The 15,605-nt window shown below is 60.6% G+C and carries 14 protein-coding genes; 8 read left to right on the forward strand and 6 right to left on the reverse strand.

Annotation, left to right across the window (positions count from 1 at the left end):
* Positions 1–116 precede the first annotated feature (116 nt).
* Genes CO670_RS22865 through CO670_RS22880 form a run of 4 tightly spaced genes read left to right on the forward strand, consistent with a single transcriptional unit; the run spans position 117 to position 5,798 of the window.
* A complete protein-coding gene (locus CO670_RS22865; RefSeq protein ID WP_097592312.1) occupies positions 117–1,868 on the forward strand; it encodes a Wzz/FepE/Etk N-terminal domain-containing protein in 1,752 nt (583 codons plus the stop codon).
* A complete protein-coding gene (locus CO670_RS22870) occupies positions 1,865–2,887 on the forward strand; it encodes a glycosyltransferase (RefSeq protein WP_097592313.1) in 1,023 nt (340 codons plus the stop codon). The genes CO670_RS22865 and CO670_RS22870 overlap by 4 nt, the downstream gene beginning before the upstream one ends.
* Before the next feature lie 4 nt (positions 2,888–2,891).
* Positions 2,892–4,271: a polysaccharide biosynthesis/export family protein gene (locus tag CO670_RS22875; protein WP_097592314.1), complete on the forward strand. Its 1,380-nt coding sequence runs from the start codon at positions 2,892–2,894 to the stop codon at positions 4,269–4,271.
* A gap of 57 nt (positions 4,272–4,328) precedes the next feature.
* Complete coding sequence (locus tag CO670_RS22880; protein WP_097592315.1) at positions 4,329–5,798, forward strand: hypothetical protein; 1,470 nt, start codon at positions 4,329–4,331, stop codon at positions 5,796–5,798.
* A 65-nt stretch (positions 5,799–5,863) separates the two neighbouring features.
* On the opposite strand, the gene CO670_RS22885 is transcribed toward CO670_RS22880, so the two are convergent.
* On the reverse strand, positions 5,864–6,163 hold the full coding sequence (locus CO670_RS22885) for a hypothetical protein (protein WP_097592316.1): 300 nt from the start codon (positions 6,161–6,163) through the stop codon (positions 5,864–5,866).
* Between the two features lie 281 nt (positions 6,164–6,444).
* On the opposite strand from CO670_RS22885, the gene CO670_RS22890 reads away from it, so the two are divergent.
* Positions 6,445–7,356, forward strand: coding sequence for a glycosyltransferase (locus tag CO670_RS22890; protein ID WP_097592317.1), 912 nt, complete (start codon positions 6,445–6,447; stop codon positions 7,354–7,356).
* 161 nt (positions 7,357–7,517) lie between these two features.
* Complete coding sequence (locus CO670_RS22895) at positions 7,518–8,540, forward strand: glycosyltransferase family 2 protein (protein WP_097592318.1); 1,023 nt, start codon at positions 7,518–7,520, stop codon at positions 8,538–8,540.
* Positions 8,541–8,642: 102 nt separating this feature from the next.
* Here CO670_RS22895 and CO670_RS22900 read toward each other — a convergent pair whose 3' ends face one another.
* Entirely contained in the window at positions 8,643–9,395 is a 753-nt protein-coding gene (locus tag CO670_RS22900) for a Crp/Fnr family transcriptional regulator (protein WP_097592319.1), read from the reverse strand.
* Positions 9,396–9,847: 452 nt separating this feature from the next.
* Between CO670_RS22900 and CO670_RS22905 the strand changes: the two genes are divergently transcribed.
* On the forward strand, positions 9,848–10,486 hold the full coding sequence (locus tag CO670_RS22905; RefSeq protein ID WP_097592320.1) for a sugar transferase: 639 nt from the start codon (positions 9,848–9,850) through the stop codon (positions 10,484–10,486).
* Between the two features lie 49 nt (positions 10,487–10,535).
* Here CO670_RS22905 and CO670_RS22910 read toward each other — a convergent pair whose 3' ends face one another.
* Complete coding sequence (locus CO670_RS22910) at positions 10,536–10,835, reverse strand: hypothetical protein (RefSeq protein WP_097592321.1); 300 nt, start codon at positions 10,833–10,835, stop codon at positions 10,536–10,538.
* A gap of 384 nt (positions 10,836–11,219) precedes the next feature.
* Positions 11,220–12,329, reverse strand: coding sequence for an acyltransferase (locus tag CO670_RS22915; RefSeq protein ID WP_097592322.1), 1,110 nt, complete (start codon positions 12,327–12,329; stop codon positions 11,220–11,222).
* A gap of 200 nt (positions 12,330–12,529) precedes the next feature.
* Here CO670_RS22915 and CO670_RS22920 point away from each other — a divergent pair, with 200 nt between their 5' ends.
* The gene (locus tag CO670_RS22920) at positions 12,530–14,842 is read left to right on the forward strand and encodes a membrane-bound PQQ-dependent dehydrogenase, glucose/quinate/shikimate family (RefSeq protein ID WP_097592323.1); all 2,313 of its coding nucleotides are present in this window, start codon (positions 12,530–12,532) and stop codon (positions 14,840–14,842) included.
* Positions 14,843–14,910: 68 nt separating this feature from the next.
* On the opposite strand, the gene CO670_RS22925 is transcribed toward CO670_RS22920, so the two are convergent.
* Positions 14,911–15,336: a L,D-transpeptidase family protein gene (locus tag CO670_RS22925; protein ID WP_245425939.1), complete on the reverse strand. Its 426-nt coding sequence runs from the start codon at positions 15,334–15,336 to the stop codon at positions 14,911–14,913.
* On the reverse strand, positions 15,333–15,605 hold a 273-nt coding region (locus CO670_RS33445; RefSeq protein WP_245425942.1), incomplete at its 5' end, for a hypothetical protein. The genes CO670_RS22925 and CO670_RS33445, both read right to left, overlap by 4 nt.

Below are 15,605 nucleotides of genomic sequence, written 5' to 3' on the forward strand. Positions count from 1 at the left end.
TTCAGAGGGTGAGCGCCGATCATGCCCGAAATCGGAAGATACGCTACTCCCCTCGTCCCTTCCAAGCAGCCAGCACCTCGTACCTCCGTAATCTCGCCATTTTGGATTAGGACGACATGACCTCAAGCACGATCTTCAGCGGTGTTTCTCCGATATCCCTGCCCGCAGCCGCAGCCACGGGCGGCAACGCGCCGCTGACCCTGCGCGACATGCTCTTCTTCCTGAAGATGCGCTGGCCGTGGATCGCGGGGACGGCCGTCGTCTTCCTGATTTTCGCCGCAAGCTACCTGCTGACGGCCAAGCCCACCTTCGTGGCCAGCACCCAGCTGGTGATCTTTCCCCAAGTGAGCGGCTCCGAAACGCAAAGAGCCATCGCGGAGGACGCATTCATCGAAGGACAGCTGGAAATCGCCAGCTCCACCGATGTCATCGCCGGCACGGTAAGGGCGCTGGCTCTCGACAGCGATCCCGACTTTATCGATTGGAAGCCCTCGCTGCTGGACAAGGCGAAGGACTGGCTGCTGGGCGTTTCTGCGGAAGTGTATACGGCTGAGAATGCCAACGAAACCCAAGCCAGACCGCAGACCGAGGAGGAACGTCTCCACGACGTGACGGTCGCCACGCTGCTCAGCATGATGGACATACGCCGGATCGGCAGTTCGACGGTCATCGAGATATCGGCTGCGGCATCGAGCCCCCAGAAGGCGGTCGCCATCGCCGATACGCTCGCCAGGCAATATATCCAGAAGAACATCGCGATGAAGGCCGATGCCTCCCGCCAATACAGCGACTGGCTGGAAAAATTCCTGCGGGAGCAGCAGCGCGGACTGGCCGATGCCTCCAATGCCCTGAACACCTTCAACAGCAATCCGCGCGACCAGTTCAAGCTCGCCGAGCTGCAGAGCGCGACGGATGCCCGCCGCACCCTTTATGAAAGCACGCTGACCCAGCTGACCGAGGCCAAGCAGCGGATCACCTACCCCGTGTCCGACGCCACGATCGTCTCGCGGGCCACGCTGCCCCTGTCGAAGGCGCGGCCGCGCAGCACGCTCATCATGACCTTTGCCGGCGCAGTCGGCCTCGGCACCGGCCTCGCGCTCGCCATGATCAGGCACGCCAGCGACCGTCGGATCGTCCGCCCCCACCAGATCGCCGACGCCGGCGGCCTGTCCTCCGTCACCTTGCTGGCGAGATCGACGAAGAACCGGAGCGGCCATCCGGCACCTTTCCTCGCCGCCGGCAGGGACAGCAGCACCACGGCCGCCGATCCCGTCATTCCGGGCATGGCGGAATTGAGCGCAACCGTCATCGGTCTCCGGCGCAAGCGTCGCGTCGTCATCGGTATCGTTGCCGTCGATCCCGGCAGCGGCGCCTCGACCATCGCCTGCGAACTGGCGGTCCTGTCGTCGATATCGGGGGCACGTACGCTGCTGATCGATGCAGCCGCGCACAAATCCTCGCTCAGCACGTCGATCGCGCCCCACAGCTCCACAGGTCTCGTCGATGTTCTCGACAACGGCGAACTGATCCAGACGGCGGCCCTGCCCCTCACCCCGACACTGAAATTCCTGCCGCTCGGCACGGTGGAGACGGTGACGCCGGCCGTTCGCCTGAGCTCCCGCCGCACGCAGCTGAGCTTCGCCGAGCTGAAAAAGGAGTTCGACGCCATATTCGTCGATATTTCCGCTTTCTCCGCTTCGCCCGATGCCAATGCAATCGCGCCGGAACTGGATGGCGTCCTCGTGGTCACCTCGCATGGGCGCACGTCGATCGACGACACCGTGCGCGTCATCGACACCCTGCGCAATGTCGGCGCGGAGATCCTCGGCGCGATCATCAACAATGCACCGAAGAGAATAGAGTCATGATCTCGCCTTCGGCAGGAGCAATCCGGCAGGCCGGTCCGAGCGAAACGACGCCTTGGCCCTGCGGCGAGGAAGCCGCGGCGGCGCGCGCAGGACATCCGTTGCGGATTGCTGTGGGGATCGCCTCGGCGGGCCGCCCCTCGATCCTGCGGGATACCGTCGATTATCTCACAGGCCTGCCCCGCCAGGCGGAGCGGCTGATCATCTGTGTGCCCGCCGTCGAGGATGCCGCCGGCCTCGCCGACCGCGGCGATGTGGAACTCATCGTCGGCAGCCGCGGCCTGACGTGCCAGCGCAACAGGATCATCGAGGCGGCGGCAGCCGATATCGACATCCTGATTTTCCTCGACGACGACTTCATTCCCGCCACAACCTTCCTGTCACGGATGGCCGCCGTCTTTGCAGCCCGGCCCGACGTGGCGATCGCCACCGGCGAGGTGCTGGCCGATGGCGTCCTCGATGGCGGGCTCGCCATGCCGCAGGCGCTCCAGGCCATCGAAACGGCCGGCGAAGGGGCCGAGCAGGTCACGGATGTCTACAACGCCTATGGATGCAACATGGCGGTCCGCCTTGCGCCCGTTCTGGAGCACGCGCTGACCTTCGACGAACAACTGCCGCTTTACGGATGGCTCGAGGATGTCGATTTCAGCAGGTCCATCGCCCGCTACGGCAGGTCCGTGCGCGTCGAAGGCGCCCGCGGCGTGCATCTCGGCGTCAGATCGGGGCGGCAGCCCGGCCGAAGGCTCGGCTATTCGCAGGTGGCCAACCCCGTCTACCTGATCCGCAAGGGCACCATGTCGAAAGGCCGTGCCCTCGCGCAGATCGGCCGCAATATCCTGGCGAATACGTCGGGCGTCCTGCTCAAGGACCGCCTGATCGATCGGTGGGGACGTTTGAACGGCAATTTGCTGGCGCTATCCGATCTTCTCTTCGGCCGCGCTTCTCCGTCCCGCATTCTCGAATTCGGCAATCCCTCGCCGCGCGAGATGCCTTCACCGTCGATCGCAACGAAACGGAGATAGACCCATGTCACGCATATCTTTATCCGATCGCTTGATCTCCGCCTTGCTTGCCGTGCTGGCATTCTCCTGCCTGACCGGCTGGAGCGTCGTCCATGCGCAAGGATTATCGCTCGTGCCGGAAGACAAGGTCAGATTGCGCGTCGTCGAATGGCGGTCATCGGATTCCCGCTATGCCAGCTGGGAATCGCTCGACGGCGTCTACACCATCGATGATGCCGGCGACGTGTCGATCCCGATCGCAGGCCATGTGCAGGCCACCGGAAAGACCACCGAAGAACTCGCGGATGCCATCGCCAGCGCGCTCGCCGCGAAGGCGGCAATTCCCGGCAAGCCCTACATCGCCGTGGAAATCTCCGAACATGCGCCAATCTTCGTGAGCGGAACCGTTCAAAACCCCGGCCGCTACCCCTTCGAACCCAATATGACCGTGATGAAAGCCGTCAGCATCGCCGGCGGCTTCCTCAGGGAGCGCGAGGACAATACCTACTTCGAGCGCGACCGGATCCAGGCGGCCGGCGCCTACCGGACGGCCGTTGTCAACCGGCGCGATCTCCTGATGCGCCAGGCCCGCCTGCGCGCCGAAATCACAGGCGAGCAGAGCTTCGAGATCCCGGCCGAACTCGCCGGCACCCCCGATGTGGACAAGCTGAAGGCGCAGGAAATGAACCTGATGCGGCTGCGGCGCGTCGATATCGACAGCCAGATCGAAGCGGCGAATAACCTCACCCAGCTCTATGGGCAGCAGGTCGAATCGCTGGAGGCCAAGATCAGTTCGCAGAAGCGGCAGATCGATCTGGCCCAGAAGGAATTGAACAACGTAAACAGCCTGGTGAGCAAGGGTCTGGTCAGCAACTCCCGCCAGGTTTCGGTCGACCGCTGGGTCGCGGATGCTCAAGGCACCCTGATCGATCTCGAAGTTGCCCTCACCACGGCTCGCCAGGGGCAGAGCGAGGCCGACCGCTCCAAGATCAATATCGTCAACCGGCAGAACAGCGAGAACCAGGAGCTTCTGAACCAGGTCAACCTCGCCATCGGCAGAGCGGCGATCGACATCCAGGTGGCCCAGCTTCTGGGAGAGCAGGCAGGCTATGACGCCCAGCTCGCCCAGATCCACGCAGAGACGCCGGGCATCGGCAGAGCGCAGAAGCATTACAAGATCGTGCGCCGCAACGATGACGGCACCTATCGCGACATCGTGGCGAACGCGCAAACCGCATTGCTGCCGCATGATCTCGTCGAAATCGGCCTGGACACGAGCCTTCAGACAACGCCTTCCCAGCCTGAGAACGCGCCGCAAAAGCAGAGCTCGGCAGCGCCGCTATCCGACGTGGCCGGCGACAATCGGGCGGCTCCCGGCTGGATATCCCAGACGGGATCCAATTAGGAGGCGGCTCTGATGATCGACGACAACTGGCGGCCTTCGCCTCGCGGGATCTGAAGCATGTCGATAGAACCGATCGGCTTCCTCATTCTGCTGGTTGGCGTGCTCAGCATGCTCAATGGCGCGCGCTTTGCCATCGCCGCACTTTGCCTGTCGACGCTGCTCGGAGCCGCGGCGGCTTTGCAGCTGCCCGCGCTCGGCGGCAGCAGCATCCAGCCGAGTCATCTTCTGGTGCTCTTTCTCGTCATGACGGCCCTGTTGCGCCCGGTCCAGACGCAGGCGACGCTTTCCACCTTGGCCTATCCGGGGCCGGGCTTCTGGTTCGCCTGCTATATCCTGTTCTCGGTGGTGTCGTCCTTCTTCCTGCCGCGTATCTTTGCAGGCGCGACCCTCGTCTACTCCTCCGCCAGAGATGCCTCGGGCATGATGTCGACGGTGGCAGCCCCATTGGCTCCGGGCTCGTCCAATCTCAGCCAATCCGTCTATCTCCTTGGCGACCTCGCCTGCTTTGCCGTCGTCGCCGGGTTTGCCCGGCTCGGATATGCCCGTTTCATCGCCCGACAGCTGATCGTCGCGACGATCATATGTTTCGCCTTCGCGCTGATCGACCTCGGAACGTTTAAGATCGGCCAGTCCCAGCTGCTCAACATCATCAGAAACGCGAATTACACGATGCATACGGCCGAAACGATCCACGGCTTCAAGCGCATCGTCGGCCCCTTTCCTGAGGCGAGCATGTACGGCGCCGTCGCACTGGCCTATTTCGCCTTCACGCTCATGCTTTGGCTGGAGCGCGTTGAAAGCCGCATGGCTGGGCTCGCAACTCTCCTCATCGGCCCGACGATCGTGCTTTGCACCTCGACAACGGCCTATGTCGCCGGCGCCTTCATCGTCTGCATGTTCATGCTGTTCTGCCTGAAAAGGCTGATCGGCGGCCCGGCCACGAAGCCGCATCTCACCTTCCTGGCGATCACGCTGTTCTTCATCCCCTGCGCCATCATCGCGCTCAGCCTCGTCCCCGATGCATGGGATTCCATTTCAGGTCTGCTGGCCACGACCGTATCGGACAAGCTCCAATCGCAATCCGGCGAAGAACGTACCGCCTGGAACACGCTGGCGCTGATCGCATTCGTCGATACCGCCACTTTCGGCGCCGGCCTCGGCACCGTCCGCGCCTCCAGCTTCATCGCCGCCTTGTTGTCCAACGTCGGCTTGACCGGCACGCTCCTGTTTGCCGTCTTCGTCTACAGTCTGGTGAAGGCGTCCGGCCGCTACAAATTCGGCGATCGGGAGACCCACGCGATCGGAAATGCCGCCGTGATGGCGTCTATCGCGCAGATCGGCTCTGCGGCCATATCGGGCAGCGGCACGGATCTCGGCCTGCTGTTCAGCACGTCTGCTGGGCTTGCCGCAGGCTGCCTGGCCGCACCTTATATCCCGCGCCACCGGGCGGCCCGCTCGCCGGCGAACCGGCGCTTTCCGGAGGCATCGGCATCTCTCATGAGAGCGCCGATGGGTTCAGCCCGATGACGGCCGTTCGGAATCTTCGTCGTGCGATTGAAGGGCAGCCGGGTGGGCCGCGGAAAGTCCCGATGTCAGCCTTGCTGGCGCTCGCTAGCGGCAGAAACACTGTCTGCGACCGAATTGTTCTCTCGCAGCCTGGCATTGCGCCGCACGAGGCCGAAGAGGAATACGCCGGAGAGATAGCCGATTTCCATGAGCACGAGGATCGCAATGGCGGAGCCGAGCGCCGCAAGCACGGAGGCCTCGTCCACGAAAGCCACGCAGCCGACGCCGATCGCCACAAGGAACGCAAAGATCGCGAAGGCCCAGGCGCGGATGGAAGCACCGGCGGCTATCGAAACGACGGCGGCGATGAGCGCGGTCATCAGCATCACGATACCTCTTCTCTCTGCATCCCCACACGCATCCCGGTCCGGATCGTCGCACCAGGAAACCGAATGTCGAAACGCAGCCTCATCGCAGGCAGGCCATTCTTCATGGTGACTATCTCGACAATCAAACCAACCATCGCCAGCCGGACGCCGGTTAGCCGACGAGCAGGCCGCAGTCCGGCAGTATATACAGCACCAAGCTTTCCTACGACAGCCCCATCGGCTCAATCAACAACTGTTCCCTCGACTTCGCGGTTGCGGACGATCGAAAGGGTGAGGCCATGAACAATCAATGCATCGTCTACGTCACGGACGTCGAATATTCGTTTCCGACCATTCTGTCGGCGCTTCAGGCCCGCAAATTCGCAAGCCTGGCGAGCGATGTCTGCGTTCTCATGTCGGAGCATCTCGACAATTTCGAAGAGTTGAAGAGCCTGCTCGCGGGAAGCGGGGTGGAACTGATCGATGCGACCGAGGCCCTCCAGCACTCGCTCGGCAAGCTCGACAGCGCCCATTTCCAAGGGCGCATCAGTGTCAGCACGATGGCCAAGCTGGTCCTCTGCGAGGTGCTGCCGGCCCACTATACCCAGATCATCTACCTCGACGGCGACACCCAGATCGTCAGCGATCTCGGTGAATTCGAAAGCGCCGCCGTGCCCGAAGGCCGTTTTTTCGCCGCACGCGATTACACGGCCATCCATGATTTCCTCGCCACGGGAAAGGACAGCCATTATTTCAATGCCGGTGTCCTGAAATTCCACCGCAACGGCTGGATCGGGCAGGAGGCGCTCGAGCTTTTTGCCAGAAACCCCGAGGCCTGCGACGGCAAACATGATCAGGGGGCATTGAACTATGTCTGCGGATCCGCGCTTACCCTGATCTCGAACCGCTGGAATTTCCCCAAGCAGTTTCTCCACCTGGTGGACATGTCGTCCTTGTCGATCGTCCACTACATGGCGCATCCGAAGCCATGGCATGGGACCTTCTTTCCATGGAGCGACACGGAAAGCCAAGTCTATGTCGACCTGCGCAAAGCCCACCCGATCTATAACGCGCTCTACCGCGGCATAAGTTTCGACCGCAAAATACTGTATAAATATCGCTCGATACGGGCTCGCATGAAGCACGCCGTTCAAAGAGAACAGCCCGATCCGCGCGTCCAGAGCCTGCTGGCCGGTGATTATATCGTATGATGAAGCGGATCGATCCAACGGAGGGCGAATCTCCTGGCGACGCCAGCGGGCCGCTTCGGGCGGAACGCGGGATCGCTGCTTCCTGCACGGATACGGGCGCGAACGCAGACCGTCATCCGGGGGAGAATGCGCCCGCGCGGCGTGCATGTTCGGGGCAGACCATGGGTTACAGGGCTTCCGTCGCCAGCATCTCCCATTATGCAAAAGCCCGCCTGCGCCGGTCGCTGAAGGCCCGGCAGCTTCGCTATGACTTGCTGCGCAGCGGGCTCAAGCAGGCGCGCCACGTCGTCATCTGCGTCATCCGCGACGAAGGACACCGGCTGGCATTCTTCCTGCAATATTACCGCGATCTCGGCTTCGAGCACTTCATCTGCATCGACAACGGCTCGACCGACGGCACGATCGAGTTGCTCTCCTCTTTCGAGGATGTCTCCCTTCTTTCCGCCCACGGCTCCTACAAGGCGGCCAGATTCGGGAACGACTGGATCAACGAAGTCATCAACCGCCACTGCCGGGACAAGTGGGTCCTCTATGTTGATGCGGATGAGTTTCTGGTCTATCCGCATTGCGATACCCGGCCGATCGACCAATTGACCGCTTACATCGATTCCATGGGAGGCCATTCCCTCCGTTCCGTCATGATCGACATGTACAGCCCCCATCCGGTCCTCGAAAACATATGCGAGCCCGGCCGAAACCCGCTCGAGGTCTGCAATCTTTTCGACCGGTCCGGCTATGTCGCGCATTTCGACGAGCACAACTGGACCACATGGATCAAGGGCGGCGTTCGCGGGCGCGTCTATTTCCGGGACAGGATCTGGGACGGCCCCGCCCTCAACAAGATCCCGCTGGTCTATGTGGATGGCGAACGTCTGTTTCTGAAATCGTCGCACCAGGTCTGGCCGCTTGCTCTTAACCTGGGCGACATGCGCGGAGCGCCCGGCGTATCCGGCGCCCTTTTGCATTTCAAATTCCTGTCGACCTTCGTGCACAAGGTCGCCGATGCGGCGCACCGGTCGCAGCATACGGAAGAATATACGGTCTATTCCTCGGCCAAGGAGATGGATCACTTCGTCTATGACGACACCGGCACCTACAGAAGCTGGAAGGATCTGTCCGATCACGGGCTCATCCAGGGCGAAGGCTGGAAATACTGGAGGAATGCTTCGGAGAGCGAAGTCTGAAGCAACGCTTCAATTCAGGTTTCCCATCGTTCCGTAAAACATGAAACCCGCCAGACGGCGGGTTCGCAGGGTTTCGGCTACGCCCATTCTCCAGTCGACGCCTCAGGCGGCGGACGCCGCACCCTCGGCATAGGCTTCCAGCGCCTTGCGATTGAGAATTCGGATTTTACCCTGCTTCCCGTCGACCACCTTGCTCTCGCGCAAGCGCCGCAGGCACTGATTGACCTTTTCGCGCGAGGCCGGCAGCGTCGCGGCGAGATCATTTTGGGAAATGAAGAGCTCGTCGCCGCTATTGCCCGCCTCCGTTTTGTAAACGGCGGAAAGACGCAGCAGCGTCCGGGCCAGTCTCTGCTTCAGGCTGGAGCCGGCGTTGGAAATGAGACGCCGTTCGAGTTCTGAAGCTCGAGCCAGCGCCTTCGACAGGATCTTCACCTGAAATTGCTGGTCGTTCACACACAATTCCCGAAGCAGGCGGCCGTCGAAGAAATGCAGCTCGCAATCCGACGAGGCTCTATATTCGAGGCTGAGCGAATGCTTGCGCAACACTTCCAGTTCGCCGATCAAGCCGCCCTTCGGAATGATCTCGACGATGAATTCTCGCCCATCGGGAAGCGGCGTGCTGGCACTGACCATTCCACGCTGGACGCGGGCGAACATATCGATGAGGACGCCGGCGCCGGCAATGACGTCGCCGCGGCGAAACTTACGAACGCTTGTCCGGCAAAACGGGAATTCGTGATCCAGATCGGCCCTGCCGCCGTATTCGATACGTCCAGCTCCTGAAGTAACCGCTTCGCCTGTACGCGCCGCGCTCCCGCCAGTCCTGTCTCCTCTGATATTAATTACCCCGTCCATACGCGCAACCTCACGCAGACTACTTAATTTATTTTCGGCAGCGACATTCGTAATCGGTTAAATTGTAAAGTCAAACAGTAATAAGATAAAATTATCGTGTTGAAACTATACCTTAAAATGACGGTTGCTCATATTTATATATAATAATAGCCGCATCGAATTCTATTCACGAAAAACCACGGAGGGCGACGAGGCCATTTTATACAATTGAGATCGATCAATCGGCGATAACATTCGCTCTAACGATGTCCACGAAGTAACCTTAACAAGCGAAAAGCATCCGAGAATATCCGAAATTCGCTTCGTATGCCGCAGGCAATACTTTAAATATCAAATTGATTACTTTTATGAGCAAAGAATTTACCCTAGGATATGACCACGGTCACAGACATGATATCTGCATTAAAACAAGCTTTGGCTGTGATTTCTGGGGTTGTTTAACGGAGACACGGATGGCGGGAAAAAATCAGGAGATCGATCCAAGCGAACCTTGGCGGGACTTTGCCAAGGCCCCCAACTCGTCACAATCCCATACGATCAGCAGAATTCTGAAGCGCGCATTGGACATCGTCTTTGCGGCTAGCCTCTTGTTCCTTCTGGCGCCGTTGCTTCTGTTGGTGGCAATCATCGTCACGCTAAGTGACGGGGGGCCTGTTTTCAATCGCCATCTTCGGGTTGGTTACAAGGGAAGAGAGTTCGGTTGCCTCGAGTTTCGCACGGCAAGAGCCGACGCGACGCCAAACCCGCATGTCACCATCGTCGGCGATGTCCTGAGGAGATCGAGCCTCGATAAGCTTCCGCAATTGATCAATGTGCTGCTGGGTCGAATGAGCCTCGTCGGCCCCCGCGCCGTCACTCGGGAAGAGCTGCTGCGTTACGGCGAACATGCCTGTGCCTATATGTCGGTCCGTCCCGGCCTGACCGGCCATTGGCAGACCGGTGGTCGCAGCGAGGCCAGCCATCAGAACAGGCTTTCCCTCGATATCGAATACCTCTCCAGTTGGACGCTCGCCTGGGATTTCGTGATCCTGGGAAAGACCCTCTCCGTCCTTATCTCCCGGCATGCCTTGCTGCCGAGGTTGGACTCCTGAAGAACATGTCCCGCAAGACCAGGTCGCTTATTGTATAGGCGAGATGGCCTTATCCGTGAGGACGTTTGCCTGTCGCATGCGAGCGGTCGGCAATGGCGTTCTTTTTCCGGCGCCTTTGACTGTGCCCCCAAAGGGAGAAGGCGAAGAGGCCCGCGAGATAGCAGATCTCCATCAGCACAAGCAGCTTGAGGGAGGAAACGATCGCTTCCGTCAGCGAAGAGCCCTTCAGCAGGATCACGACGCCGAACGCAGCCATTAGAAAAAATGCAAAAATTGCGAAAGCCCAGGCGCGAATGGTCGCTCCGGCGGCAATGGAGACGGCGACCACGATAAGCGCGCTCTTCAGCATTGTTACCCCTCTCTTCACGCCTCCTTCAAGCTTCCGCCGGCCTTCAACGACACGACAAAAGCCAAAGTCGAAACGAAGTTCGATCAAAGTATTTTATCGGTCATCGTTAAAATATCGCTAATGCACGATAAACAAGTCGATCGAACCGCATTTGAAATATTGAACTATTCATCCGGAAAAGACTTTCCCAGCATTCCCACCCGGCGGATCTACATGCTGCAGGAGCCTCGCGGCCAATCACCCAAGCGCAACGAAACAGGGCCCGCCGCGATGGCGAACCCTGCTGATCTATTGACCGGTTGAACAGCTGCAATGGACTTGACGGCGGCCTTCGGCGCGAGGCCGAAGGTGTACGGCCGGCATTCCCGGCCGTCCCCTAGAAAGCTATTTCCAGATCGCGCCGGCCAATTCCCGTTTCGTGCCGTATTGCAGCCGAAGGTTTTCGAGCCAGGTGACCTGCTTGCGCAATTTCAATGCCGGCTTTTCGATGTATCTCCACGAAACGGCGGCAAAGCCGGTGGCAATGATGCTGCAGACGATGCCGTTCAGCCACCAATTATGCGCCCAGGGCCCCAGTGCCACGAAGGCCTGCTGGATCGGATAGCCATAGAGGAAGACGCCGTAGGAATAATCGGCCCCGCGCAGGATGCCGAGTTTGGCGGGCGATGCCAGGCCGAGGAAGACCGTGACATATCCCATGGCGGGAATGGCAACAAAATCCCCGAAGGATGTGAACCAGTAAGCGCCGAGGATGAACGCCACAGAGGCCAGGAAGATCCTGACATCCCAGAGAACCCTGTCCTTGTAGAGATAGAAGGTCACCCCGACGAGGAAGGCGCAAATCAGGAGATTGCCCGATGCGGTCGTGGGCATATCGGCCCAGCCGCTGCCGTGCTTCCAGTAACGGGCAAGAGCGAAGGCTACGATCAGCGCCGGCGTTACGATGAGGGCAATCACGCGCCGCCTGACGACGCCGAGCAGGAAGAGCGCGGCGATCACGATGTAGCACTCGAGCTCGAAAGGCACCGTCCAGAGCTGTCCGTTCACCATCGCGGCGTCGGGATTGTCGAGGAATACGCCTGGAAGATTGAAATGAATGTGGCCGGTGACATTCATCAGATACGTAAAGAACTGCGGATCGCTGAAGTAGTCACGCAGGTCATATTCCGTATAGATCGCTCCGAGTATAAAGGCAGCCAGCAACACCTCTACCGTAAGAGCGGGATAGATCCTGATAAACCGGTTGCCCAGGAAGGAAATCAATGTCTTCGATCGTTCAAGACTGCCAGCCACCAGAAATCCGCTCAGGACGAAGAACATGGGCAGCACGGATTTGATGAACGGCCTGAGGGGCGACTCCCAGAGAAACAGGTCATCGCCATATGTGACGCGGGCCGTATGTATCCAAAGCACTGAAAAAGCTAACAGTAATCGCATGTAGTCGAATCCTGTCGGCCGGCCGTTCGCCAGATCAAGCTTTTCCCCGAGAAACATCTGTGCCCCTTTCAGAAGTATCGACGCAATTGGAATGGCAGGCTGCTGCCGCAGAACGACTGCGGCATCATTGCCGGATCGGCGGCGCGTGTCAGTGACCAGAGGTACATCAGTTAAAAATTGAACGAACGGCCGCTTCCCGAAGGCGATGCTTGGGATGGGACACGGGCGATCGGACAGCAGATTGGATGAGGAGATCCATGAAATTTCTTGCCATGCTTTTCTGTATTGTTCTCGCCCTGATCGGCCTGGGATTGGCCGGGGCCGGCATCTGGCTGCTCAGCCTCGGCGGCTCGCCCTATTACGCGCTCGTCGGCCTTGCCTATCTGGCTGGCGCCTTGCTGCTGTGGCGCCGGAAGGCATCGGGAAGCCTGATCGTTCTGCTTGTCGCCATTTTCACCGTTCCCTGGGCGCTCTGGGAGTGCGGCTTCAATTTCTGGGCGCTCTTCGCGCGGCTGATGTCCCCGCTGGCGCTGGCGGGCCTTGCCCTTCTCTTTGCACCGTCGCTTTGCCCGACGGTCAGTCGCAGGCTCTCCTATGGCGGCGCACTGGTTGCAGCAATCCTGTTCGTCGGCGGTTTCAGCCTCGCTTTCACGCCGCATGGGGTCATTCGCCCCTCGGCCGACATTCCTGCCTATAAGACCGCCAAGGGCGACAATGCGCCGGCTGACTGGACATCCTACGGCCGCACCACGGCAGGAGATCGCTACTCTCCCTTCGATCAGATCAACCGCGCCAATGTTTCCACGCTGGATCTCGCCTGGACCTATCGCACCGGCAAGAGCGAGGGTGCCGATCAGAACACGCCGCTGCAGATCGGCGATACGGTTTACACCTGCACGCCGACCAACGTGATTGCAGCGCTCGATGCGGATACCGGCAAGCCACGCTGGACCTTCGATCCCAAGGCGGCGGCGCCCTATTGGCAGCGCTGCCGCGGCCTCGGTTACTATAAGATGCCGGCGGAGGCGCAATCGGCCGACGGTCTCTGCAATGAGCGTCTGGTGCAAACGACGATCGATGCGCGCCTGCTGGAGATCGACAGCAGAACCGGCGCTCCCTGCACGGGCTTCGGAGACAATGGCACCGTGCAGCTTTCCCAGGGCATGGGCGAGGTCAAGACAGGCTATTATTTCCAGACATCGGCGCCGCTGATTGCCCGCAATCTGATCGTCATCGGCGGCTGGGTCACCGACAACCAGGAGGTCGGCGAGCCATCCGGCGTCATCCGCGCCTTCAACGTCGTTACCGGCGAGCTCGAATGGGCATGGGATCTCGGCAATCCTGAGATCACCAAGCTTCCGCCGGAAAGGCAAACCTACACGCGGGCCACCCCCAACATGTGGACCACGGCTGCGTTCGACGACAAGCTCGGCCTCATCTATGCGCCGCTCGGCAACACCACGCCGGACTATTACGGCGTCAATCGCCCTGCTTTCTCCGACCAATATAACGCGACCTTGGTCGCGCTCGACGTGACGACGGGGCGCGAGAGATGGAAGTTCCAGACCGTGCATCACGATATCTGGGATTATGACCTGCCCGCCCAACCGGCGCTGCTGGACCTTCCGGACGGTAAAGGCGGCACGGTACCCGCCCTCTTGCAGACCACCAAGCGCGGCCAACTCTTCCTGCTCAACCGCCAGACCGGCGCGCCGCTTGCCGAGGTCCAGGAGAAGCCGGTGCCGCAGCAGGGAGGCGCGCCGGACGAAAAATTATCTCCGACCCAACCCTATTCCGTCGGCATGCCGACGATCGGCGCGGAGCGCGTGACCGAACAGACGGCCTGGGGCCTGACGATGTTCGATCAGTTGGCCTGCCGCATCGCCTTTCGAAGGATGCGCTATGATGGCGATTTCACCCCGATCAATACGCAGTGGACCATCCAGCAGCCGGGAAATCTGGGCGGCCTCAACTGGGGAAGCGTCTCCGTCGATCTGCCCAACAATCGGGTCTTCCTGAACGACATCCGCGTGCCGAGCATCTTCACGCTCGTTCCGCGCAATGACTATGTCGACTTTGCCTTGACCACGACTGCGCACGGCCCCTCCGCCCCGCAGCGCGGCACGCCCTATGGCATGAACACCGAGATGTGGACTTCGAGGCTTCGCGTCCCCTGCACGCAGCCGCCTTTTGGCACGGTCACGGCGGTCGATCTCAACACCCGCAAAATCGCATGGCAGGTTCCGGCCGGGACCGCCGAAGAGCTAGGGCCTTTCAAGATCAAGACCAATCTGCCGATGCCGATGGGTCTGCCGAGTTATGCCGGCACATCGGCAACCGCCGGCGGCGTCGTCTTCTTCGCCGGCTTCCAGGATTATTACATCCGCGCCTATGATGCCGAGAATGGTTCGGAGCTCTGGAAATATCCCCTGCCCGTCGGCTCGAGCGCGACACCGATGACCTACGTCTCGCCGAAGACAGGCAAGCAATATGTCCTGATCTCGGTCGGCGGGGCGCCCTATTCAAAGGATGTCGGCGACTACGTACTCGCCTTTGCCCTGAAAAACTGAGATCGGCCGCGTGCTGTCCGGCGGGCTTGGGAACCGCGTGCCGACAAGCCCGCCGCCATCATCGGCGCTTACCCCCTGATTTCAACGGGCGTGCCGTCCGGCACCACCCGCCAGATCTCTTCCATCTCGGCATTGGTGATGGCAACGCAGCCGGCCGTCCAGTCCACCCAGCGGTGGAAAGTGCCGACCCAGCCGAGGCCGTTACGGATGCCATGGATCATGATATCGCTGCCGGGCTTCTCGCCTCGCGCCGCCGCAGCGGCAACATCCCGGGCATCGGGATAGCTGATGTGAAGAGAGAGGTGGAAGGCGCTGCGCGGATTGCGCCCATCGATCCGGTAATTGCCCTCCGGCGTCCTGTTGTCCCCCTCCCGCGTCTTTGCCTCCGGGCCGCCACGCCCCAGCGAAACCGCATAGGTTCGCAGCGCCTGCCCGCCGCTGAACAACGTCAGGCTATGGCTCGTCTTGTAGATGAGAACGGCATCTGCCTTCACATCGGCAGGCAGCGGCGGCTCAGCGCCGCCACCGAGAACAGCAATCCCCCAATCGCCGCCGCCCCTGCTCCGACGATAAATATCAACGGCCTCAACTTCATCGACAGCCCCTCGCCACCATCCCGGTGCAAATCGCACACGCTACACCGGCAAAACAAGATGTCTTCAGTGAGGCCACGAACCCGCCTCGAATTTTCCCTATCGTTATGCCGCGGTCGGCTTCGCTCACGATGTATCCCTCCGGTGAAAGCCGCGTAAACATCGGAGTG

Source organism: Rhizobium sp. J15, from assembly GCF_002531825.1.
GTDB lineage: Bacteria > Pseudomonadota > Alphaproteobacteria > Rhizobiales > Rhizobiaceae > Rhizobium.

Excerpts from the sequence above, each read along its gene's own strand:
- CO670_RS22910 (WP_097592321.1), bottom strand. The coding sequence starts at position 10,835 with ATGCTGAAGAGCGCGCTTATCGTGGTCGCCGTCTCCATTGCCGCCGGA.
- CO670_RS22890 (WP_097592317.1), top strand. The coding sequence starts at position 6,445 with ATGAACAATCAATGCATCGTCTACGTCACGGACGTCGAATATTCGTTT.
- CO670_RS22915 (WP_097592322.1), bottom strand. The coding sequence starts at position 12,329 with ATGTTTCTCGGGGAAAAGCTTGATCTGGCGAACGGCCGGCCGACAGGA.
- CO670_RS22905 (WP_097592320.1), top strand. The coding sequence starts at position 9,848 with ATGGCGGGAAAAAATCAGGAGATCGATCCAAGCGAACCTTGGCGGGAC.
- CO670_RS22895 (WP_097592318.1), top strand. The coding sequence starts at position 7,518 with ATGGGTTACAGGGCTTCCGTCGCCAGCATCTCCCATTATGCAAAAGCC.
- CO670_RS22900 (WP_097592319.1), bottom strand. The coding sequence starts at position 9,395 with ATGGACGGGGTAATTAATATCAGAGGAGACAGGACTGGCGGGAGCGCG.
- CO670_RS22865 (WP_097592312.1), top strand. The coding sequence starts at position 117 with ATGACCTCAAGCACGATCTTCAGCGGTGTTTCTCCGATATCCCTGCCC.
- CO670_RS22885 (WP_097592316.1), bottom strand. The coding sequence starts at position 6,163 with ATGCTGATGACCGCGCTCATCGCCGCCGTCGTTTCGATAGCCGCCGGT.
- CO670_RS22920 (WP_097592323.1), top strand. The coding sequence starts at position 12,530 with ATGAAATTTCTTGCCATGCTTTTCTGTATTGTTCTCGCCCTGATCGGC.
- CO670_RS22870 (WP_097592313.1), top strand. The coding sequence starts at position 1,865 with ATGATCTCGCCTTCGGCAGGAGCAATCCGGCAGGCCGGTCCGAGCGAA.
- CO670_RS22880 (WP_097592315.1), top strand. The coding sequence starts at position 4,329 with ATGTCGATAGAACCGATCGGCTTCCTCATTCTGCTGGTTGGCGTGCTC.
- CO670_RS22875 (WP_097592314.1), top strand. The coding sequence starts at position 2,892 with ATGTCACGCATATCTTTATCCGATCGCTTGATCTCCGCCTTGCTTGCC.